This window comes from Staphylococcus argenteus (assembly GCF_000236925.1).
GTDB lineage: Bacteria > Bacillota > Bacilli > Staphylococcales > Staphylococcaceae > Staphylococcus > Staphylococcus argenteus.
The window spans coordinates 2,578,377-2,599,602 of the sequence record NC_016941.1 but is presented as its reverse complement, the minus strand read 5'-3'; the positions used below and the strand labels follow the sequence as shown (position 1 = coordinate 2,599,602).

Below are 21,226 nucleotides of genomic sequence, written 5' to 3'. Positions count from 1 at the left end.
ATATGCAATTCATATGAATTTTAAGGGGAGAGTCGTAGATGAAAATAGTCATTATAGGTGGTTTTTTAGGGAGTGGTAAAACGACAGTGCTAAATCATTTACTCACTGAATCATTGAAGGAATCGCTGAAACCAGCAGTTATCATGAATGAATTTGGGGAAATGAGTGTTGATGGTGCATTAGTATCTGAAGACGTACCATTAAGTGAACTGACAGAGGGCTGCATATGTTGTGCGATGAAAGCAGATGTATCAGAACAGTTACATCAATTATATCTAGAAGAACAACCAGATATTGTATTTATTGAATGTAGTGGGATTGCAGAGCCTGTATCCGTTTTAGATGCGTGTTTAACACCCATATTAGCTCCATTTACAATAATTTCACATATGATTGGTGTGGTTGACGCAAGTATGTATAAACATATAAAAGCATTCCCCAAAGACATCCAAGGCCTATTTTATGAGCAATTAGCATACTGCTCTGTAGTGTTTGTAAATAAAATAGATTCAGCACATGTTGATACAACGAGTAAACTTTTAAAAGACTTAGAAGTTATTAATCCAGATGCAGATATACAAGTTGGTATGGACGGTAGAGTCGCTTTGCCAATAGCATCACAACAAATGCCGGCATATGCTTTAAGTAAGCATGAATCATTACATAAAACAATGAATCATCAATTTATTCAATCACCAGTTAGGTGTACAAAATCGGAATTTATAAAACGTTTAGCATGCCTTCCGTCTCATATTTATAGGTTGAAAGGATTTATGACATTCGAAGATACTAAACAAACATACCTCATTCAATATACTCAAGGACAATACGAATTAATACCTATGGCATTTTCGAAAAAAGTGCCAGAGTATTTAGTCCTTATAGGAAGAGGTATTGCGAAGGCAGACTATCAATGTTTAGAACAGTAGTATTGTTAGTGGATAATAATAAGTAGACAACTAATTTAAAATATTGGTTAATTTGAATGTTAAAATACAAAAAATAAGCTTGGGCAGTCATCAAAAATATTTTGAAAACTGTCCAAGCTTTTTGTTTGCTGTTTAGTATAGGGGGGTTATCCCCACATTTTTAACAATACATCAGCGAAGCCTTCAGGTTTTTGAATATAACCTAAATGACCGCCTGGGATATCTACAATAGGTATTCCAGTTTCTTTATTGATATAGAAGTTAACATCTTGAGGGAATGATCCTTTTGAATTTGTGCCATTCAGTAACGTGATTTTATCGCTATATTTTTTGAAATCATCTAACGTAATGTCAGAATGAGTGTACTGACGAATTTCAAATTCTGACCAGAACATTGTACGTTTATATTGTTCTTTTCGTCCTTCTTCTGTGTCGGCAGGTTGAGACATCATTTTTGCGTCAATCGGTGCAATGTTTAAAGTTTCACCAAAAGTTTTCATGCCTTTTTCTAATCCTGCTGTCAAAATTTGATGAACAATTTCATCATTTTTATCTTTCCAATAAGTACTATCCGGTAAAAATGTATTGATAGGTGGTTCGTGGAAAGCAATTTTTTTAATGACTTCAGGATAATCTTTTAATACATGCATAGCAACAATAGAACCTGAACTTGAGCCTAATACATATACAGGTTCATCACTTAATGACTTTGCAAGTTCAGCAATGTCTTGTGCATCACGTTTAACACGATAATCACTATCAGGTTTTGCTGCTGAATCAGGAAGCGGTTCAGTTAATTCACTTTCGCCATAATCACGACGATCTACTGCGACAACGGTAAAATGATTTTTTAAACGTTCAGCAAGTGGCATGAAAATGTCACCTGTACCATTTGCGCCCGGTATAAGAATCAGTACGGGACCTTGTCCAACTCGATAGTATCTCAATTTAGCACCTTGTAATTCTAAAGTATCCATATTAATGCCCTCCAATTGTTAATGATTAATTATAAGCCTAATAACTTAGCGCCATTTCTATAACTAATTTTCTCTTTTTCTTCATCAGTTAAACCAAGTTCATCTAAAAAGACACCGAGTTTTTCAGGTTCAATATATGGATAATCAGCGGCATAAAGTATTCTATCAATACCTACTTCTTTTTTAACTAGATCAAATTGCGGTTTCGTTAACATACCACTCGGTGTAATATAAAAGTTATTTTTAAAATAATAGCTGATAGGGTGATTTAAGTGATCAGCAAGTAAAGCCTCATCCATGCGCTCTAGGAAGAATGGGATAAATTCTCCCCAATGTCCAATGATGATATTTAATTTAGGGTGACGGTCAAAAATACCAGATAATACTAAATGTATTGCGTGGATGCCAACATCAATATGCCACCCATAGCCAAAACAAGCAAATGTTGCAGCAGTTACTTCAGGATAATTACCTTTATAATAAGATTGATAAATATCACTATTGACGGGTGCAGGGTGTAAATAAATTGGTACCTCTAAAGCTTCAGCTGTTTTGAAGATAACATCATATTTGTCTTGATCAAGAAAACCGTCTTGTGTACGTCCCATAATGAGCGCACCTTTAAATCCTAACTCATTTACACAGCGTTCGAATTCTTGAGCTGCAGCTTCAGGCTCGTTGATAGGTAATGTTGCAAAGCCCAGGAATCGATCAGGATATTGTGAAATATAATCAGCTAATTGATTGTTAGCTTTTTTACATAGTTCGATGGCTTGTTGTCCGACTAAATTAGAAGGTGAACCATTCCCGTATGATAAAACTTGGATTTGAACATCTTGGTTATCCATGAACTGAATACGTTTATCATGATTGGATAACTCATCAGCATTTGTAAAGCCAGTTTTTTTCTCGAGTCCATCTAACATTACTTTCATAGGTACGCCGTTAGGGTCTGCTGTGTTTGCATTCATTGTTTCATTTTGAATATCCTGGATGACGTAATGTTCTTCAAAAGTGATACTTTTCATTAATTTCCCCTCCAAAATATTTTATATACAATTTTTATATAAATAGCGAAATCCTTTAAACTATATCCATACTTAAATGGTTTAAAACTTAATGATATCTACCAAGGCATTTCGCCATTACCATTAATAAATGTGCCAGTTGGGCCATTTTCATCAATAGTTGCTAATTTAATGATAGGTTTAATACCTTCCGAAACATGTTTAGCATTATTACTGAAATCACCAACCAAATCAGTATTTGTAGCACCTGGATCTGCAGCATTAATCTGCATATTCGGTAACCCTTTGGCATATTGTAAAGTCAACATTGTTACTGCTGATTTTGATGAGCAATAAGCTAATGAATTAACTTTATATTCAGCTGTTTCTGGGTTAGTAACCATTCCAAATGAACCTAAACCACTTGATACATTAACAACAACAGGTTGTTCGGATTTTTCTAATAGCGGAATAAACGTATTCATCATTCGAACGATACCAAATACATTTGTTTGATATACGTCTTCAACGTCACGGGGTGTTAATTCTGAAGGTGCTGAAAATTGACCAGAAATGCCCGCGTTATTAATCAAAATATCAAGACGACCTTCTTTTTCGGCAATCATGTTATAAGCATTTTTAACTGAATAATCACTTGTAACATCAAGTTGTACGTAATGTACACCGAGCTTTTGGGAAGCTTGTTGCCCACGTTCATCGTTACGTGAACCGATGTATACTTTATAACCCAACGCTTTGAGGGCTTTAGCACTTTCATATCCTAAACCTTTATTTCCACCTGTAATTAATACAATTTTAGTCATTACGTTCCACCTCATCTAAGTATATGTTTAATAAATAATTTCGATACATTTCAATTGAAATATGACGATATTCTATTTGGAATCCAAATTCGCGTGTTGATAAGGATTGTAATAGCATATCTGTTTTGAATCTTGAAAATTTGGCATCATCACTCTTAAGTAATTCATGATAAAAATTGAATAATTGTTGATAAAATGCACTTTGGTAAAAACGTAATTTATTGTTTCCAGCCTCTATACAATGTAACAATGCTTTATTGTCCATTTTAAATTGCAAGAGCATATCAAGAGATGCTTTCATAACCTCATATTTAGAATGGTAGGTATTTTTAAGTTGTTTAAATTGTTTCATAAAAACATCGAGATCTCTTTGAATAACGTAAAAGCATAAATCACTTTTATCTTTGAAATGTCGATAGAGTGTTCCCATGCCTATACCTAATTCTTTGGCTATTCGATTCATACTAATATTTTCGACACCCTCTTCGCTAAAAAGCTTATGTGCTAATTCTTCAATTCGTTGTCTGTTTTCTTGAGCGTCTTTGCGCATTATTTCACCTTCTTGAATTGTTAAAATTGACAAACGGATAATACTCCGTTTATTATAAGTCGTGATTAAAAGGATAGCAATTTATATGCAATGTAAGAATACATTCTGAAGAAAAGAGTGATGAATTTGTCATTAAATAAAGAGCAACGTCGCACAACACAAGAAGAATTAGAAGCACATTTTAAAGTTTCAACATTAACTGTTCAAGACATAGCAATAAAGTTAGATACTACACCTGATAAAGTGGAAAAAGCATTGCAAATGAAAGCACCATTGGGTGTTTTTAGTAATCAATTACAAAGTTTTATTCATTTAGTATGGGATGTTAGAGATGTGATTAATAACAACATTGAGGAAAATGGACAAACGCCAGAACCGTATACGTATTTAAAAGGCGAAAAAGAAGATTATTGGTTCTTAAGATAAACAGGGGAGTGTGGTTAAACATGAAAGAAATATTAGTCATAGGTGCTACAGGTAAACAAGGTAATGCCGTTGTGAAACAGTTGTTAGAGAATGGTTGGCATGTATGTGCATTAACAAGAAATAAGAATAATCATAAACTTTCAGAAATAGAACATCCTCACTTAACAATTGTTGAAGGTGATTTAAGCAATCGCGTTAGTTTGAAGTCTGCAATGAAGGGAAAATACGGGCTATACAGTATTCAACCAATCATTAAAGATGATATTGATGAAGAACTAAGACAAGGCACAATGTTAATTGAGGTGGCAGAAGAAGAAAAGATACAACATATTGTTTATAGTACTGCGGGTGGAGTTAATCGTAATCGAACAGGACCACATTTTGAAACGTTAGCAGAAATAGAAAATAGATTAATGGCTTCAAACGTAAATGCTACAATTATTAAACCATCATTTTTCATGGATAATTTTTTACGAATTGCAAATGTTGAAGATGACCATATAACATTACCAGAATTCATTCAACCGAATATTAAGTTTACTATGATTTCTGCTAAAGATATTGCTAAAATTGCTGCATATTTATTTGAACATCCAAATCAATTTAACCATAAATCATTAGAAATCGGTTCAGATGAACTGACATTAACTGAAGTGGCAAAGATTTTTAGTGAGGTAACGGGCAAACCAACCGTTATTGAAGGTGAATTTGTTAGTGGTACTGCAGAAAGACAATGGTTAGAAGAAAAAGGATATGAGGTAGATTTTGAATTAATGTCTGAAATCAATCCTACTAAATTATCTTTAAATACATGGCTTAAAGAACAAAGTTTATAAATATGAGATAAATGGAGTGAGATTATGATTCAATCAATGTGGTTCAATTTACATGTCCAAGATTTAGAGAAGAGTGAACAATTTTATAGGTCATTAGGTTTTGAAATTAATAAAAATCCACAAATGTTAGACAAAATGGTTGGTATTCAAATAGGTCAAACAACAGTGATTTTAATTGAAAATAATCATTTTGAAAAGGTGAGCCAACAAAGTGTTGATGTGAAACCAAATGAAGTTATGATTTCGCTAGGTGTGAAAACGAATGAAGAAGTAAATCGTTTAGTAAATAAAGTGAAAGAAGCAGGTGGTACTGTTGTTCAAGAACCAACTGTAAGTCAAGGTTTTTATGGAGCGATGTTCAAAGATCTTGATGGTCATCATTTTAACTTTTTAGTCTGTTAAATTAATTGTTAATTGATGTCATAAAATAAGCCCATACATAAATGGAATTTTAAGCTGTATGCATTTGTCATAAATGTTGATGACATGCACTAGTGAAATCCATCATGTATGGGCTTTATTATAGTACTAACTAGTTATTTTTGATATTAAACATTAGTTTTGAAGATGACCATATTGCTGACGTAAATCGTAGACTTTATCAGGTGTAACGTCTTGACCAAGTGGATCAACGACTTTCATTGTAGAAAATGTTGTTAATACCTGACCTCGAATCATGCTCAAATAGTCTTGTCTCAAAGCATGTTGTTCTTGTTTTTCAGCTACAGTAAGTGGCTGTACTTTTTCTTTATTTGCAAGTTCATTAATTCTATCTAAAATTTTCATATAGTTATTTCCTCCTAAGAATGTTGATTGATAAGTTTAAAAAGGGTTTTAAAGGTTTCTCTTATTAATCAATACGTTAATTCATGTTATATTTTATTTTTTGTGCTAACACTCGCACATTTTCAAGTTTTAATTAAGGGATTTGAAATTACTGTTTAACAAATAGGTACAATAATTTAACGATAATCAATTAGATGATAGAAGAGAAGTTGAAGTTGTATTGGGGAAATTGGTACTTATGAAAGGATGACGATGCTGAGCATAGAAACTAACTTTGTCAGACGACATCTTTTTAAATTGCGCAAATATAAATAACATATTATTAGACTGTTTAAAGCCAAATATATGGCTTCTATTTAAACCGTCGTCAAATTGATTTATATAATTTTTATACTTCATTTGATAGACAATTTGCTGTACGCTATGCGCAATAACTTTCATTATTTGCTTCAATTTCAACTTCAATTTAGTATCGCCAATTGATAGTACATATTTACTACCACTTTGATACATTAATGGTATGTGTACATGTGTGTATTCAAACCCCATAGGCTCGTCTGTCTCGCTCACGTCAATCCCTCCTTTTTCGTTTGATAAACAACGAACATCATCTATGCGACATCTGTTGTTTAAATATACTATACTACCACATCAAATATTTGCCAATAAACATGCTCGCTTTATCTGTTGCTTAGACAACGTTTATATGAAAGTGTTGTTTAAGTATATAAAAACGCTTGTCATGAGCGTATATAGATTAATATAGAGGTTGTTTAAAATCTATATGCGTGTAGGACAAGCGTCGTACATTTATGATGTGGTATGTAAGGTGTAACTTTGTTCTGCTTAATTGTAGCGAAAAGATATAATTATTTTTAGTAGGGGTTAAATCTTACTTAAATGCTTAATGATAATATTGAAGTAAAACATGCACTGATGCGATATATCTTTATCTTTTAAAAATGAGCAATATGATGTATTAAAAATGGAAGGTTTTTATCAATAAAAACGTCTGCTGAATCTTGGCTTGTATTTAACCAATGTAAAGCTAAACCAGATACACCAGCTGCTAAGAAACTTGCGCTATTTACAATGATATCTCTTTGGTGATCTGGATAGCTGTTTTCTAACATGATGGCAAAAATATCTTCTAACTCATTATTGATACGTTGGTGTGCTTTATGGCAAAATGCTTCACTATTTAACTCACATGACTTTTCAACATCTTTCATATAACTGGCAATCGAAATAAAAATATTGCGTAGTACCTTTTCATTAATAACATTTGAAATGTTCAAGTTATCATTGAGGTCTTTTAAAATAGTTACAGATAATGTGTAATCTAAAATATCTTCTTTATCGGTAAAGTGAGCATAAAATGTTGCACGATTGACTGTTGCGATATCAGTGATATCTTTGACGGTAATTTGTGACAACTTTTTTTCTCGAGAAACTTTTTGAAAAGCATCTACTAGTAATTGTTTTGTTCTTATAATTCTTGGATCTATTGATTTATTTTCCATCATTTGTCACCTATCTAACAGTTGTTGTTTTAATCTTATTATCAATATGTCGTACTTTTATGTCAATATAAATGATTTTATGAAGAGTAAGGGGGCTATAAATACAAATAGCGCTAATTACATAAAGGTAAATACTACTTTCTTCTATATTAATAGTCATTTTTGAAGAATTAATGAAAATAACAATATGTTTGAAAAGTTTTCAAAATTCTTATCTAAAAATTCAGAATTTTGTGATATACTATTTTCCATAGTCTTGAGTTATAGATGATATGGCTAGCCTAAATATAACAACATCGGCATGCACATCTTAGAATTTAAGCTAGCGGTAGCTTATAACTTAAGGCTCTTTATTATTTGCATAAAGATGCGTATACATAAGTGGAAGGATGATATTATGACATCAATTAAAACAATTACACCAAAAGATTTTATATTTAGAGTTTTATCGGGTGTCGCCATAGGTATTGTGGCAGGCTTAGTTCCTAATGCAATACTTGGAGAAATTTTTAAGTATTTTATGGATTATCATCCAATTTTTAAAACATTGCTTGGAGTTGTAGTAGCAATTCAATTTACTGTACCAGCTTTGATTGGTGCATTAATTGCAATGAAATTTGATTTGTCGCCGTTAGCAATTGCAGTTGTATCCAGTGCTGCATATGTAGGAAGCGGAGCAGCTCAATTTAAAAATGGTGCTTGGGTCATTGCTGGTATAGGTGACCTAATAAATACGATGATTACGGCAGCTATAGCTGTATTATTTATTTTGTTAATCCAACATCGTGTTGGTAGTATGGCATTAATTGTTTTCCCAACAGTAGTTGGAGGGATTTCAGGAGCCATAGGTGTTCTAATATTGCCATATACTAGAATGATTACGACAGGCATTGGTAATATGGTAAATGGATTTACAGAATTACAACCAATTATTATGAGTATTTTAATTTCAATGGTATTTAGTCTTATTATTATTTCACCGTTATCGACAGTGGCAATAGCTTTTGCAATAGGTATTACAGGGCTAGCTGCTGGTTCTGCTTCAATTGGAATTTCAGCAACTGAAGCGGTCTTAATTATTGGTACTAGTAAAGTAAATCGACTGGGCGTACCTCTATCTGTATTTTTCGGTGGCGTTAAAATGATGATACCCAATATTGTAAAATATCCGATTTTAATGTTGCCTATATTAACGACTGCAATTGTATCAGGATTGGTTTCCGCAATAGTTGGTATTTATGGAACGAAAGAGTCTGCTGGATTTGGTTTCATAGGTATGGTTGGGCCAATCAATGCGTTTAAATTCATGCACGTTGATTCAGCGTGGTTAAGTGTATTGCTCATTGTAGTTGCATTCTTTGTAGTACCATTCCTTACAGCATGGGTTGCGGATATCATTTATAGAAAAGTATTTCGTCTATATACAAATGATATTTTCAAATTTATGGGATAATTTCAGTTCTATCTATTGAATGAGGCTGTTTTTGAATCGTAAGTTTGTGATAGCCCATCAAGTGATGATAAATGACACCTTTAATAATAGAGGAAAGTTAGTTCGATAATTAAAATTAAATGCGTCTTTGCAAATTGAAAGATTTTAATTTGATAAAAGATATGTATTCTATAATTTTGAATACATAACACTAATAGCATTCAATATGTGTGTAAAACCATACTTATTGAATGCTTTTTAATTGAATGTGATTCCTTAAAAACAGCTGTATTTGATGTCAATAATATTACAGCAATGTAACAAAAATACAATCTGTAATATTACGAAAGCTGTAATAGTTGAGCTAAATATACTAAAAAACTTATGTTTTTCTTGCTATTTCAAGATTAAATAAGATTCAAAAAGAGTTATATTTCTCATTACAGTATAAAACAACCATATTTCAACATTACAAATGACACTTGATATTGTAATGTTTTGTAATAGAAGTGTAATTTACTGGCTACTTTTTTATGATATAGTGATTACCGTTGAAAGAAATAAAAGACATTTTGAACTTGCACTACGACATTTAAATTCAAATATAATTACTAAAAACATAAAACTTACAATTATTACTGGAGGATTTTTTACTATGAAAAAGACAATTATGGCATCATCATTAGCAGTGGCATTAGGTGTAACAGGTTACGCAGCAAGCACAGGACATGAAGCACACGCTGCTGAAGTAAACGTTGATCAAGCACACTTAGTTGACTTAGCACACAATCATCAAGATCAATTAAATGCAGCTCCAATCAAAGATGGTGCATATGACATCCACTTTGTAAAAGATGGTTTCCAATACAACTTCACTTCAAATGGTACTACATGGTCATGGAGCTATGAAGCAGCTAATGGTCAAACTGCTGGTTTCTCAAACGTTGCAGGTGCAGACTACACTACTTCATACAACCAAGGTTCAGATGTACAATCAGTAAGCTACAATGCGCAATCAAGTAACTCAAATGTTGCAGCTGTTTCAGCGCCAACTTACCATAACTACAGCACTTCAACTACTTCAAGTTCAGTGAGATTAAGCAATGGTAATACTGCAGGTGCTACTGGTTCATCAGCAGCTCAAATCATGGCTCAACGTACTGGTGTTTCAGCTTCTACATGGGCTGCAATCATCGCTCGTGAATCAAATGGTCAAGTAAATGCTTACAACCCATCAGGTGCTTCAGGTTTATTCCAAACTATGCCAGGTTGGGGTCCAACAGGAACTGTTGATCAACAAATCAACGCAGCTGTTAAAGCATACAACGCTCAAGGTTTAAGCGCTTGGGGATTCTAATTCCTTCATAATTAATAAAAGTAATGTTTAGACATTAAATATATAGCTCTTCCCATAGAAATTGGGGAGAGCTTTTTTATTAATCAAAGCTACTTTATATAAGGAGCAGAAGTTTAGGTTAGAAAAACCTTATTGTATAATTACTAAAATGGTTGTCGTTATTAAGTATGAAGTGTTATGTAACTTTATTTGAGACTCTAGAGAGTATGATAGATATAAATTTAACGAGAATTTGATAATTAAATTAAATGATAAGGAGACAAAAATGATTATAAATGTAATTGAATATAATAGGTCATATCATGAAGAGTTAATTGGATTTATTTTGTCGATTCAAAAAAATGAATTTAATATTAATATTGATAGAAATGATCAACCTGATCTTGAAAACATCGAACAGAATTATTTGAATAATGGTGGGCAATTTTGGCTTGCAATAAATGATCAACAAAAAATTATTGGTACTATAGGTTTGATTAAGTTAGATAATAATAAGTCCGCACTTAAAAAGATGTTTGTTGATGAAAATTACAGAAATCTAAAAGTGGGAAAGAAACTTTTAGATATAGTTGTAACAACATGTAAAGAAAATAATATTGATGGGATTTATTTAGGTACAATTGATAAATTTATTAGTGCTCAGTATTTTTATTCTAAAAATGGCTTCCGTGAAATTAATCAAAAAGATTTACCAAGTAGTTTTCCAAAATTAGATGTAGATAATAGATTTTATTACAGAAATTTAATAGGTTAATTCGAATCAATGAATAATTGATACGACAACTTTAGTAATATTCATTTTAAAAGTAGGTCATAACAGACATTATATATAAAAGCGGACGTGATATATCGTTTGATTTAAATTATATGATAGACGGCATCTCACTTTATTCTCAATAAATGTTAATTTGTACAGTATAGAATTTTTTAAAAAAGTAAAATTCGAATAGCATATTTAAATAATTGTGTAAAAGTAAGATGAATAAAATATAAAAGGAACCTTTTTTTGTAAAAATATAATGAAAATGACGGTTATTTCGTTAAAAATTTAAGAATCTATGATAATCTATGTTATGTAGTAAAAATGACTAATCTTTATGTGATTTACAGTTGTAAATTTAATTCTAAGGATTGCTTGCTATTTAATAAAAAATTAAAAATCATGTTAATTAAGGGTTAAATCAATTAATAAAAATCAGTACTATATGTTATTTTTAAAAATATTGTGATATGCTACAAAATAGAGAAAAATAAATGGGGCGTTTATTAACATGGATACAAAAGACTTTAAACGTTTAGAAAAAATGTATTCCCCGCGATACTTACCAGGATTAGATGGTTTAAGGGCATTCGCAGTTATAGGAATTCTAATTTATCACTTGAATACACAATGGTTAAGTGGGGGATTCTTAGGGGTAGACACATTCTTCGTTATTTCAGGGTATTTAATAACAAGTTTGTTAATTAGTGAATATTATCGTACGCAAAAGATTGATTTATTAGAGTTTTGGAAACGAAGATTGAAACGATTAATTCCAGCAGTATTGTTTTTAATATGTGTGGTACTAACGTTTACACTTATATTTAAACCAGATTTAATTATACAGATGAAGCGAGATGCTATTGCAGCTATATTCTATGTGTCAAACTGGTGGTACATCTCACAGAATGTAGATTATTTTAACCAATTTGCTATTGAACCACTAAAACATTTATGGTCATTAGCCATTGAAGAACAATTTTATTTGATTTTCCCATTGGTTATCACTTTCTTATTACATAGATTTAAACCGAGAAATATTATACAAACTCTATTTGTTGTGTCTCTTATTTCATTAGGACTTATGATGGTAATTCATTTAGTTACTGGAGACAATTCGCGTGTATATTTCGGTACAGATACTCGATTACAGACATTATTACTAGGTTGTATTTTAGCTTTTATATGGCCACCTTTTGCTTTGAAAAAAGATATTTCTAAAAAGGTTGTTGCCTCATTAGACATTATCGGTATATCTGGATTTGCCGTACTGATGACGTTATTCTTTATTGTTGGAGACCAAGATCAATGGATATATAATGGAGGATTTTATATTATTTCCTTTGTGACATTATTCATTATCGCGATTGCGGTTCATCCTTCAAGTTTATTTGCCAAATTTTTAAGTATGAAGCCGTTTTTAATAATAGGTAAACGTTCATATAGTTTATATTTATGGCATTACCCTATCATTGTATTTATGAACAGTTATTATGTACAAGGGCAAATTCCAGCGTATGTCTATGTTATAGAGATTTTATTAACAGCTTTAATGGCTGAAATTTCATATCGTTTTATTGAAACACCAATACGTAAAAATGGATTTAAAGCTTTTGCGTTTTTACCTAAAAAGAAAAGTCAATTTATTAGAACAATATTGGTTATCTTATTATTAATTCCGACAATCACAGTGCTAGCCGGACAGTTCGATGCGTTAGGTAAGCAGCATGAGACTCAGAAAAAAGAAAAGAAAACAGAATTTAAAACGACGAAGAAAAAAGTCGATAAGAAAGACAAAGCTAAGCAAGATGATAAGCAAAAAGCTAATAGCAAAGAAGATATTAAAAAGTCATCTCCATTATTAATAGGTGATTCAGTCATGGTGGATATTGGTAATGTCTTTACTAAGAAGATACCAAATGCACAAATTGATGGTAAGGTTGGTAGACAACTTGTTGATGCAACGCCGATTGTGAAATCACAATATAAAGACTACGCTAAAAAAGGTCAAAAAGTAGTTGTGGAGCTTGGTACAAATGGTGACTTTACTAAAGATCAATTAAATGAACTATTAGATAGCTTTGGTAAAGCAGATATTTACTTAGTTTCAATTAGAGTACCTAGAAATTATGAAGGTAGAATAAATAAATTGATTTACGAAGCAGCTGAAAAGCGTTCCAATGTACATCTAGTAGATTGGTATAAAGCTTCAGCAGGTCATCCTGAGTACTTTGCCTATGATGGTATACATTTAGAATATGCGGGTAGTAAAGCGTTAACAGATTTGATTGTAAAAACGATGGAAACGCACTCGTCAAATAAAAAATAACTTAAAGCACTAAACTTTTGAAATATTACACTGCTAATGACATTTAGTTGTAAAAAGCAGGTATTTTCTATAAGTTTAGTGCTTTTTTATAACTCAAAGCCTATATTGGCAGTCTTTAAAAATATTGTAGGCATTTTACTTTGAATATTACAGTCGAAGGGGCTTTGTTATGAACACGTTACAATACGATAACAAAGCACACAGGACGTATAATCTATGTTAAAGTTTGTCTTGTCGCAAAACTATAAAAGTTATAATTATTTGCATAGCAAAAAAATAAAAAATATAAATTTTAAAATAATTGAGTCGCTAATGACTATACGTATAGAGTGTTTTAATTATTGGGAGGATATTTAATTATGAAAAAAATCGTTACAGCTACTATTGCAACAGCAGGACTTGCAACTATCGCATTCGCAGGACATGACGCACAAGCCGCAGAACAAAATAACAATGGGTATAATCCTAATGATGCACAATCATACAGCTATACGTATACAATTGATGCTCAAGGTAATTATCATTACACTTGGACAGGAAATTGGAACCCAAGTCAGTTAGAACAAAACAATACGTATTACTACAATAATAATAATACTTACAATACTTCATATAATAATTATAGCTATAGTAACTACAATAACTATAATCGTTCATATCAAAGCAGTAACTATTCATATAACAACTACACATATAATAACCAAGCATCTTCAAATTACTATCATACTGGTGGATCAGGTGCGAGCTATACTACTACAAGTAACAACGTTCACGTTACTTCAACAGTAGCACCATCATCAAATGGCCGTTCAATTTCAAATGGTTATGCATCAGGAAGTAACTTATATACATCAGGTCAATGTACTTATTATGTATTTAATCGTGTTGGTGGTAAAATCGGCTCAACATGGGGCAATGCTAGTAATTGGGCTAGCGCAGCTGCATCAGCTGGCTATACAGTGAACAATACACCTAAAGCAGGTGCTATTATGCAAACAACACAAGGTTACTATGGCCATGTTGCTTACGTTGAAGGTGTTAACAGCAACGGTTCTGTACGTGTGTCAGAAATGAACTATGGTCACGGTGCAGGTGTCGTTACATCACGTACTATTTCTGCTAGTCAAGCAGGCTCATATAACTTCATCCATTAATTAATTATTATTTAATGTCGTCAATATTCTCTAATACGAGGGTATTGGCGTTTTTTGATTTGAGTAATAAACTTGTCGTGGCGACAGTTTGTAAGGGTAAGGTTAATAAGGTGTGTTTGTCATAGGTCCAACAATCCATACTGAAATTATATTAGAGTTTTACTTGATATTAGTGATTGTTAGCGAAAGGTAAGTGGCTATTACGAAGTGGTAAATGAAGGAATTTGATAGTCGATACTTTTACACACACAGATTGAGCAGTTGTTTTTAATTTAATATGCTCGAATTGAAAATAAAATTGAAGTTGGTAGTTTAAATTGATAGTAAACAACGCCTGTTGAGGTTCACGTTTGATTACGTACCTTAATGGGCGTTATACTTTAAACAAGAGGATTTATAATTATGAGGTAGGATGAGACGAGGTCATGCCTTACATTTTATTTTAACTAAGTGTATATTAATCTGAAAATTCTTAATATTGACAATAATAATACGGGTACCTAAAATGATATTAAATTCATTCGGTATGGTAAGGACGGAAACTATATTCGTTATTATAGTGTCAAAAATTTATAATTTCTTAAGTAACTGTCTGCTTTGAAAAATACAAAGTTAAAAAAGGAATGAATCATTTAAAACTTTATTGTTGGAGGAGTGGATATGATGATTTCAAATAAATTAGCGGGTGTACCTGACAGCTATTTTTGTAAAACAATGGGGCGTAAAATTGAACATGGTCCATTACCATTTATTAATATGGCAGTTGGTATTCCAGATGGGCCCACACCTCAAGGTATTATTAATCATTTTGCTGAAGCGTTACGTATTCCGGAAAATCAAAAATATGGTGCTTTTCATGGCAAAGAGTCATTCAAGCAAGCCATTGTTGATTTTTATCAAAGACAGTATGATGTGACGTTGGATAAGGAAGAAGAAGTATGTATTTTATATGGTACAAAGAATGGACTGGTTGCAGTACCAACTTGTGTCATTAATCCAGGAGATTACGTGTTATTACCTGATCCAGGTTATACAGATTACTTGGCGGGAGTACTTTTAGCTGATGGAAAGCCAGTGCCACTTAATTTAGAACCACCACATTATTTGCCAGAATGGTCGAAGGTTAATCCACAAATTTTAGAAAAAACAAAGTTAATATATTTAACGTATCCAAATAATCCAACAGGTTCCACAGCTACGAAAGAAGTATTTGATGAAGCAATTGCAAGGGTTAAAGGTACAGATACTAAAATTGTGCATGATTTTGCTTACGGTGCTTTCGGATTTGATGCTAAAAATCCAAGTATATTATCCTCGGAAAATGGAAAAGATGTTGCTATAGAAATATATTCATTGTCCAAAGGTTATAACATGTCAGGGTTTAGAGTCGGTTTTGCGGTTGGTAATAAAGATATAATTCAAGCTTTGAAAAAGTATCAAACGCACACAAATGCTGGTATGTTTGGCGCATTACAAGATGCGGCAGTATATGCTTTGAATCATTATGATGATTTTTTAGAAGAGCAAAGCAATGTGTTTAAAGCACGTCGTGATCGATTTGAAGGAATACTTGCAAAGGCCAATTTGCCGTTTGTTCACGCCAAAGGAGGCATATACGCCTGGTTGAAAACACCACCTGGCTATGACAGCGAGCAATTTGAACAATTTTTAGTGAAAGAAAAATCCATACTTGTCGCACCGGGAAAACCATTTGGAGATAACGGCAATCATTACGTTAGAATATCTCTGGCGTTAGATGATCAACAATTGGATGAAGCGGCAACAAGGTTAACAGATTTAGCCTATTTATATCATTAATTAAGTTAAGGGTGATGTTAAAATGACAAAAATTAAAATAATGAGTGTACGTGATGAAGATATGCCTTACATTAAAGCATGGGCAGAGAAACATCAAGTTGAGGTAGATATTACGAAAGATGCGTTAACAGATGCCAATGTTGAAACTGTCGCAGGCTATGATGGGTTATCATTGTCACAACAAATACCATTATCAGAACAAGTTTATAAACGATTAAATGAATTAGGAATTAAACAAATTGCTCAACGTAGTGCAGGATTTGATACATATGATTTAGATTTAGCGAGTAAATATAATTTGATTGTATCTAATGTGCCTTCATACTCTCCAAATTCTATCGCAGAGTTTGCTGTGAACCAAGCAATTAATGTGGTGCGTCATTTTAATCAGATTCAAACGAAAGTTCGTGCGCACGATTTTAGATGGGAACCGTCTATTTTATCGAAATCTATTAAAGATTTAAAAGTTGCCGTTATTGGAACTGGGCGCATTGGGCGTGTAGTGGCTGATATCTTTGCTAATGGGTATCAAAGTGAAGTAATTGCATATGATCCATTTCCAAATGCTAAAGTCGCAACATATGTCGAATACAAAGATACGATTGAAGAAGCAATTGAAGGTGCAGATATCGTGACGTTACATATACCTGCAACGAAATATAATCATTACTTATTTGATGCTAAATTGTTTGAACATTTTAAAAAAGGGGCAGTATTTGTCAATTGTGCAAGAGGTTCTTTAGTAGATACTAATGCATTACTCGATGCATTGGATAACGGTTTAATCAAGGGTGCCGCACTTGACACGTATGAATATGAACGTAAGTTATTCCCGAGTGATCAAAGGGGCAAACCATTGAATGATCCATTGCTAGAGTCATTGATTGACCGAGAAGATGTTATATTAACACCACATATTGCGTTTTATACTGAAGCTGCTGTCGAAAATCTAATCGTAGATGCATTAGATGCAACATTAGATGTATTGCAGACTGGGGATACTAAGTTAAGAGTAAATTAAAAATCGAACTGATGAGATAATTTGGAGTGTTGGGTTTCTCATCAGTTCGATTTTTTGATTTGGTGATGATGACGTTGGAAATTGTCTAATTAAACGACATCGTAACCTTGGTCTTCAATTGCGTCTTTCATTTGAGATACAGCAACTTTACTGTCATCATATTGAACACTTACTTGGCCATTTTCAAGGTTAACTTCAGCTGAAGTGACACCATCAATATTGTTTAATGCAGATTCAACTGCACTTTTGCAGTGACCACAGCTCATACCTTCAACATTTAAAATTTCTTGTGACATAGCATTCACCTCCTTTTAGAGCCACTTATTATTTGGAAAATAATTAGTGGCTCTTATGCAGTTGGAGCGAAGGTCCAACTGTAAACCATAGTGCACTTATTATTTGGAAAAATGATGGAACCTAATAGGCGAAGCTATTAGGTAAGATACACTAATTCGCCAAGCGAAAAGTGTAACTATATATGCAGTTGGAGCGAAGGACCAACTGTAAACCACGACAATATATACGTTAGATAAAGCCAATAATCTCGAGCCTACCTAAGAATCATCTCTGAATCACCAAAGAATTCTTCGTTATTAAGAAATCTAGGCATCTTTACGGCGTGGTTCTAAGCGCATTTTTTTCAATCTAAGTGCATTTGTGACAACACTTACTGAACTTAATGCCATCGCAGCACCAGCAACCCATGGTGCAAGTAATCCCATTGCTGCAATAGGAATACCAGCAATATTATAACCGAATGCCCAAAATAGATTTTGGCGAATATTACGAATGGTTGCTTTGCTTGCATAAATGGCTTTAGGAATAAGCATTAAGTCGCCACCAAGAATAGTGATATCAGCTGCTTCAATTGCGACTTCTGTACCTGTACCAATGGCAATACCGATATCTGCTTTAACTAATGCAGGGGCATCATTCACACCGTCACCAACCATAGCCACTTTCTTACCTTGCTGTTGTAGTTTGGCAATCTGTGCAGCTTTTTCTTCAGGTAAAATGTCAGCAATAACTGTATCAATACCAACTTGTTTGGCAATTGCTTGAGCAGTATTTTTATTGTCACCAGTTAACATGGCAACTTCAATACCCATATCGTGTAATTGTTTGATGGCATCTTTAGCATGTTCCTTCACAGTATCTGCAACTGCAATTATACCAGTCAATGAGTGATTAACGGCAATAAGCATAGCCGTTTTACCATCTTGTTCATAATTTATTAAGTCATCAGAAATATGCTTAGGTAAGCTAATATCATTTTCAGCCATTAATTTACGATTACCAACTAATATATGATGGTCTTCAATTGTTGCTTCAATACCATGACCAGGCACGGCTTTAAATGATGTTGTCTCAGTTAACTGCATATGTTTGTCTTTAGCATAGTTTACAATTGCTTCTGCTAACGGATGCTCAGAATCTTTTTCAGCAGTAGCAAGTAATTGTAAAGTTTGATCGTCACCATGATAATCGGTCACGACTGGACGACCATTTGTAATCGTGCCAGTTTTATCTAAAACGATAGTATCAATTTGATGCGTACGTTCAACAAACTCGCCACCTTTAAATAAAATACCATTTTCAGCAGCACGGCCAGTACCTACCATAATAGAAGTTGGTGTAGCAAGGCCTAATGCACACGGACAAGCAATCACGAGAACTGAAATACTTGCAACAAGTGCAGGCTCGAATATGCCAGGTGTAACTAAAGTAAACCAAACGATAAATGTTAATAATGCAATACCAACGACAATTGGAACAAAATAACCCGAAATAATATCTGCTAATCGTTGAATTGGCGCTTTAGAGCTTTGAGCTTCTTCGACAACTTTAATTATGTTTGCTAACGCAGTGTCGCCACCGACTTTTGTTGCTGTCATTGTAATTGTGCCATTTTTATTCATCGTTGAACCAATTACAGTATCTTCAACATTTTTCTCAACAGGGATAGACTCACCCGTTAACATTGATTCATCAATTGAAGTCATACCTTTAATAATTGTGCCATCGACAGGAATTTTTTCACCAGGTTTAACAATAAGCGTATCTCCAACGCGCACATCATTTAATGGAATCATAATTTCATTTCCATCCTTTAAAATACGTGCTTCCTTAGCTTGTAAGCTTAACAATTCGCCAAGTGCATTTGTTGTTTGAGACTTTGCTCTAGCTTCCAAATATTTACCGAATAAAATTAAAGTAATCAGGACAGCGCTTGTTTCAAAATATAAATGCGGTTGCGTTGTTACGCCACTAAGCCAACGTAGCATTTCATAAATACTATAAAAATATGCTGCACTTGTACCAACAGCAACAAGTACATCCATATTGGCGCCACCATTTCTTAAGTTTTTGTATGCACCTACATAAAATTGCCATCCAATAATAAATTGAACTGGTGTTGCCAAGATAAATTGGAACCATGGATTCATAAATAATGACGGTATATGCATATTGAATAAATGTACAAACATTAACATTAATAACGGTAATGATAATGCCGCTGATATGATTAATTTTATTAATTTATGTTGAAGTTCTTTCGTCTTTCGTGACGCTTGATCTTTGTTTTTATCTTTAACTGCTGCATCATAACCTAATTTTTGAATGCGCGTAATAAGCTGATTAGCGTCTGTTTCTTCAGGATAGTAGTCGACTTTAGCTTGTTCTGTTGTTAAATTGACAGTCGCCTTCTGAACGCCATCCATTTTATTTAATACTTTTTCAATACGGCTTGAGCAAGCAGCGCAAGTCATACCTGTTATATCTAATTCAACAGTCTCAACAGCAACACCGTATCCTAAGTGTTGAATTGTATTAATAAATTCTTGGACATCATGTTGGTCAGGGTTATATTCAACGGTTGCTTTTTCAGTCGTTAAATTCACTTGGGCATTGACGTCATCCAGTTTATTGAGTTTCTTTTCGATACGATTTGAACATGCGGCACAAGTCATACCAGTGATGTCTAAAGTTGTTTTTTTCGTATTAGCCACATTATTGCCTCCCCGTGATTCATTGTTACACGTCTAATGTACCCCCTATAGGTATATAAGTCAATCATTGCGTTTTAATTTTCCTGCTAAAAATAAAAAAAGAGAAATTGCCGCACAAATATTGCGCAACAATCTCTCTTGCTATCATCTATATAAAAGAAGTCGAAATAATATTAAAGGATGTATGAATGAAAGGTAAAACTTAAATGACTTCTGGATTTGCATATCGTTGGTGACTTAAAAGAAATCAGATGGGTTAAATTCTTTCGCATGTAAATTTTTGAAATTGTTAAGATGGATGACTTTATCGTCATCTTTGTTGTCTGACAACTGACGACTTGTGTCGTTTGTCATTTCTTGGTCTTGAATCGTTTTAACTATACCTAAAATGATTAAGATAGCAACTGTGCCTGTAAGTAATATTCTCATCGCTATCATACTCCTTTTTCTTTCTCTTAATGATATTGTACGTTATTGAATCCAAAA

General features: G+C 33.0%; 21 protein-coding genes and 1 pseudogene. 12 read left to right on the top strand and 10 right to left on the bottom strand.

Translation table 11 applies throughout. The features are described from left to right. Positions 1-38 precede the first annotated feature (38 nt). Positions 39-929, top strand: a complete 891-nt coding sequence (locus tag SAMSHR1132_RS12710; RefSeq protein WP_000706532.1) for a CobW family GTP-binding protein — start codon at positions 39-41, stop codon at positions 927-929. A 146-nt stretch (positions 930-1,075) separates the two neighbouring features. On the opposite strand, the gene SAMSHR1132_RS12705 is transcribed toward SAMSHR1132_RS12710, so the two are convergent. The 4 genes from SAMSHR1132_RS12705 to SAMSHR1132_RS12690 form a co-directional block, all read right to left on the bottom strand. Beyond that, the gene (locus SAMSHR1132_RS12705; RefSeq protein ID WP_000380158.1) at positions 1,076-1,906 is read right to left on the bottom strand and encodes an alpha/beta hydrolase; all 831 of its coding nucleotides are present in this window, start codon (positions 1,904-1,906) and stop codon (positions 1,076-1,078) included. A 29-nt stretch (positions 1,907-1,935) separates the two neighbouring features. Next, positions 1,936-2,934, bottom strand: a complete 999-nt coding sequence (locus SAMSHR1132_RS12700; protein ID WP_000836434.1) for an amidohydrolase family protein — start codon at positions 2,932-2,934, stop codon at positions 1,936-1,938. A 98-nt stretch (positions 2,935-3,032) separates the two neighbouring features. Beyond that, positions 3,033-3,737: an SDR family NAD(P)-dependent oxidoreductase gene (locus SAMSHR1132_RS12695; protein ID WP_000161840.1), complete on the bottom strand. Its 705-nt coding sequence runs from the start codon at positions 3,735-3,737 to the stop codon at positions 3,033-3,035. After that, complete coding sequence (locus tag SAMSHR1132_RS12690) at positions 3,730-4,287, bottom strand: TetR/AcrR family transcriptional regulator (RefSeq protein WP_031787527.1); 558 nt, start codon at positions 4,285-4,287, stop codon at positions 3,730-3,732. The genes SAMSHR1132_RS12695 and SAMSHR1132_RS12690 overlap by 8 nt, the downstream gene beginning before the upstream one ends. A gap of 126 nt (positions 4,288-4,413) precedes the next feature. Between SAMSHR1132_RS12690 and SAMSHR1132_RS12685 the strand changes: the two genes are divergently transcribed. From SAMSHR1132_RS12685 to SAMSHR1132_RS12675, 3 genes are read left to right on the top strand one after another with little or no spacing between them, the layout of a single operon-like run. Then, entirely contained in the window at positions 4,414-4,713 is a 300-nt protein-coding gene (locus SAMSHR1132_RS12685; RefSeq protein ID WP_000055861.1) for a DUF2316 family protein, read from the top strand. A 20-nt stretch (positions 4,714-4,733) separates the two neighbouring features. Then, complete coding sequence (locus SAMSHR1132_RS12680) at positions 4,734-5,549, top strand: NmrA/HSCARG family protein (protein ID WP_000658999.1); 816 nt, start codon at positions 4,734-4,736, stop codon at positions 5,547-5,549. Between the two features lie 24 nt (positions 5,550-5,573). Beyond that, complete coding sequence (locus SAMSHR1132_RS12675; protein ID WP_000616232.1) at positions 5,574-5,951, top strand: VOC family protein; 378 nt, start codon at positions 5,574-5,576, stop codon at positions 5,949-5,951. Between the two features lie 153 nt (positions 5,952-6,104). Here SAMSHR1132_RS12675 and SAMSHR1132_RS12670 read toward each other — a convergent pair whose 3' ends face one another. The 3 genes from SAMSHR1132_RS12670 to SAMSHR1132_RS12660 form a co-directional block, all read right to left on the bottom strand. Further along, positions 6,105-6,335, bottom strand: a complete 231-nt coding sequence (locus tag SAMSHR1132_RS12670) for a DUF896 domain-containing protein (RefSeq protein ID WP_000697137.1) — start codon at positions 6,333-6,335, stop codon at positions 6,105-6,107. 186 nt (positions 6,336-6,521) lie between these two features. Continuing rightward, positions 6,522-6,905 carry a hypothetical protein gene (locus SAMSHR1132_RS13600; RefSeq protein WP_000004802.1) on the bottom strand — a complete coding sequence of 128 codons (384 nt, stop codon included), beginning with the start codon at positions 6,903-6,905 and terminating at the stop codon, positions 6,522-6,524. A 386-nt stretch (positions 6,906-7,291) separates the two neighbouring features. Beyond that, on the bottom strand, positions 7,292-7,861 hold the full coding sequence (locus SAMSHR1132_RS12660) for a TetR/AcrR family transcriptional regulator (RefSeq protein WP_014373914.1): 570 nt from the start codon (positions 7,859-7,861) through the stop codon (positions 7,292-7,294). A 178-nt stretch (positions 7,862-8,039) separates the two neighbouring features. On the opposite strand from SAMSHR1132_RS12660, the pseudogene SAMSHR1132_RS14325 reads away from it, so the two are divergent. The 8 genes and pseudogenes from SAMSHR1132_RS14325 to SAMSHR1132_RS12625 all read left to right on the top strand — a co-directional run. Then, positions 8,040-8,129, top strand: a pseudogene (locus SAMSHR1132_RS14325) (hypothetical protein); the annotation flags it as partial. A 126-nt stretch (positions 8,130-8,255) separates the two neighbouring features. After that, the gene (locus tag SAMSHR1132_RS12655; protein WP_000200677.1) at positions 8,256-9,311 is read left to right on the top strand and encodes a PTS transporter subunit IIC; all 1,056 of its coding nucleotides are present in this window, start codon (positions 8,256-8,258) and stop codon (positions 9,309-9,311) included. A 634-nt stretch (positions 9,312-9,945) separates the two neighbouring features. Next, positions 9,946-10,647 carry a lytic transglycosylase IsaA gene (gene isaA, locus SAMSHR1132_RS12650; RefSeq protein WP_000751272.1) on the top strand — a complete coding sequence of 234 codons (702 nt, stop codon included), beginning with the start codon at positions 9,946-9,948 and terminating at the stop codon, positions 10,645-10,647. A 265-nt stretch (positions 10,648-10,912) separates the two neighbouring features. After that, positions 10,913-11,401 (top strand): GNAT family N-acetyltransferase, encoded by a 489-nt coding sequence (locus tag SAMSHR1132_RS12645; protein WP_000586365.1) that lies wholly within the window; start codon positions 10,913-10,915, stop codon positions 11,399-11,401. A 517-nt stretch (positions 11,402-11,918) separates the two neighbouring features. After that, positions 11,919-13,736, top strand: a complete 1,818-nt coding sequence (locus SAMSHR1132_RS12640) for an acyltransferase family protein (RefSeq protein ID WP_000379839.1) — start codon at positions 11,919-11,921, stop codon at positions 13,734-13,736. 359 nt (positions 13,737-14,095) lie between these two features. Beyond that, entirely contained in the window at positions 14,096-14,890 is a 795-nt protein-coding gene (locus SAMSHR1132_RS12635) for a CHAP domain-containing protein (protein ID WP_000725213.1), read from the top strand. A gap of 663 nt (positions 14,891-15,553) precedes the next feature. Further along, positions 15,554-16,708 (top strand): aminotransferase class I/II-fold pyridoxal phosphate-dependent enzyme, encoded by a 1,155-nt coding sequence (locus SAMSHR1132_RS12630; RefSeq protein WP_096001356.1) that lies wholly within the window; start codon positions 15,554-15,556, stop codon positions 16,706-16,708. A 22-nt stretch (positions 16,709-16,730) separates the two neighbouring features. Next, on the top strand, positions 16,731-17,729 hold the full coding sequence (locus tag SAMSHR1132_RS12625; protein WP_000161376.1) for a D-lactate dehydrogenase: 999 nt from the start codon (positions 16,731-16,733) through the stop codon (positions 17,727-17,729). Positions 17,730-17,818: 89 nt separating this feature from the next. Here the strand turns inward: SAMSHR1132_RS12625 and copZ are convergent, their stop codons facing one another. The 3 genes from copZ to cwrA form a co-directional block, all read right to left on the bottom strand. Then, on the bottom strand, positions 17,819-18,025 hold the full coding sequence (copZ, locus tag SAMSHR1132_RS12620; protein ID WP_000076662.1) for a copper chaperone CopZ: 207 nt from the start codon (positions 18,023-18,025) through the stop codon (positions 17,819-17,821). Between the two features lie 306 nt (positions 18,026-18,331). Beyond that, complete coding sequence (locus SAMSHR1132_RS12615) at positions 18,332-20,740, bottom strand: heavy metal translocating P-type ATPase (RefSeq protein ID WP_000024118.1); 2,409 nt, start codon at positions 20,738-20,740, stop codon at positions 18,332-18,334. 237 nt (positions 20,741-20,977) lie between these two features. Beyond that, positions 20,978-21,169: a cell wall inhibition responsive protein CwrA gene (gene cwrA, locus SAMSHR1132_RS12610; protein ID WP_001221565.1), complete on the bottom strand. Its 192-nt coding sequence runs from the start codon at positions 21,167-21,169 to the stop codon at positions 20,978-20,980. Positions 21,170-21,226 lie beyond the last annotated feature (57 nt).

Excerpts from the sequence above, each read along its gene's own strand:
- SAMSHR1132_RS12710 (WP_000706532.1), top strand. The coding sequence starts at position 39 with ATGAAAATAGTCATTATAGGTGGTTTTTTAGGGAGTGGTAAAACGACA.
- SAMSHR1132_RS12705 (WP_000380158.1), bottom strand. The coding sequence starts at position 1,906 with ATGGATACTTTAGAATTACAAGGTGCTAAATTGAGATACTATCGAGTT.
- SAMSHR1132_RS12700 (WP_000836434.1), bottom strand. The coding sequence starts at position 2,934 with ATGAAAAGTATCACTTTTGAAGAACATTACGTCATCCAGGATATTCAA.
- SAMSHR1132_RS12695 (WP_000161840.1), bottom strand. The coding sequence starts at position 3,737 with ATGACTAAAATTGTATTAATTACAGGTGGAAATAAAGGTTTAGGATAT.
- SAMSHR1132_RS12690 (WP_031787527.1), bottom strand. The coding sequence starts at position 4,287 with ATGCGCAAAGACGCTCAAGAAAACAGACAACGAATTGAAGAATTAGCA.
- SAMSHR1132_RS12680 (WP_000658999.1), top strand. The coding sequence starts at position 4,734 with ATGAAAGAAATATTAGTCATAGGTGCTACAGGTAAACAAGGTAATGCC.
- SAMSHR1132_RS12675 (WP_000616232.1), top strand. The coding sequence starts at position 5,574 with ATGATTCAATCAATGTGGTTCAATTTACATGTCCAAGATTTAGAGAAG.
- SAMSHR1132_RS12670 (WP_000697137.1), bottom strand. The coding sequence starts at position 6,335 with ATGAAAATTTTAGATAGAATTAATGAACTTGCAAATAAAGAAAAAGTA.
- SAMSHR1132_RS12660 (WP_014373914.1), bottom strand. The coding sequence starts at position 7,861 with ATGATGGAAAATAAATCAATAGATCCAAGAATTATAAGAACAAAACAA.
- SAMSHR1132_RS12655 (WP_000200677.1), top strand. The coding sequence starts at position 8,256 with ATGACATCAATTAAAACAATTACACCAAAAGATTTTATATTTAGAGTT.
- isaA (WP_000751272.1), top strand. The coding sequence starts at position 9,946 with ATGAAAAAGACAATTATGGCATCATCATTAGCAGTGGCATTAGGTGTA.
- SAMSHR1132_RS12645 (WP_000586365.1), top strand. The coding sequence starts at position 10,913 with ATGATTATAAATGTAATTGAATATAATAGGTCATATCATGAAGAGTTA.
- SAMSHR1132_RS12640 (WP_000379839.1), top strand. The coding sequence starts at position 11,919 with ATGGATACAAAAGACTTTAAACGTTTAGAAAAAATGTATTCCCCGCGA.
- SAMSHR1132_RS12635 (WP_000725213.1), top strand. The coding sequence starts at position 14,096 with ATGAAAAAAATCGTTACAGCTACTATTGCAACAGCAGGACTTGCAACT.
- SAMSHR1132_RS12630 (WP_096001356.1), top strand. The coding sequence starts at position 15,554 with ATGATTTCAAATAAATTAGCGGGTGTACCTGACAGCTATTTTTGTAAA.
- SAMSHR1132_RS12625 (WP_000161376.1), top strand. The coding sequence starts at position 16,731 with ATGACAAAAATTAAAATAATGAGTGTACGTGATGAAGATATGCCTTAC.
- copZ (WP_000076662.1), bottom strand. The coding sequence starts at position 18,025 with ATGTCACAAGAAATTTTAAATGTTGAAGGTATGAGCTGTGGTCACTGC.
- cwrA (WP_001221565.1), bottom strand. The coding sequence starts at position 21,169 with ATGAGAATATTACTTACAGGCACAGTTGCTATCTTAATCATTTTAGGT.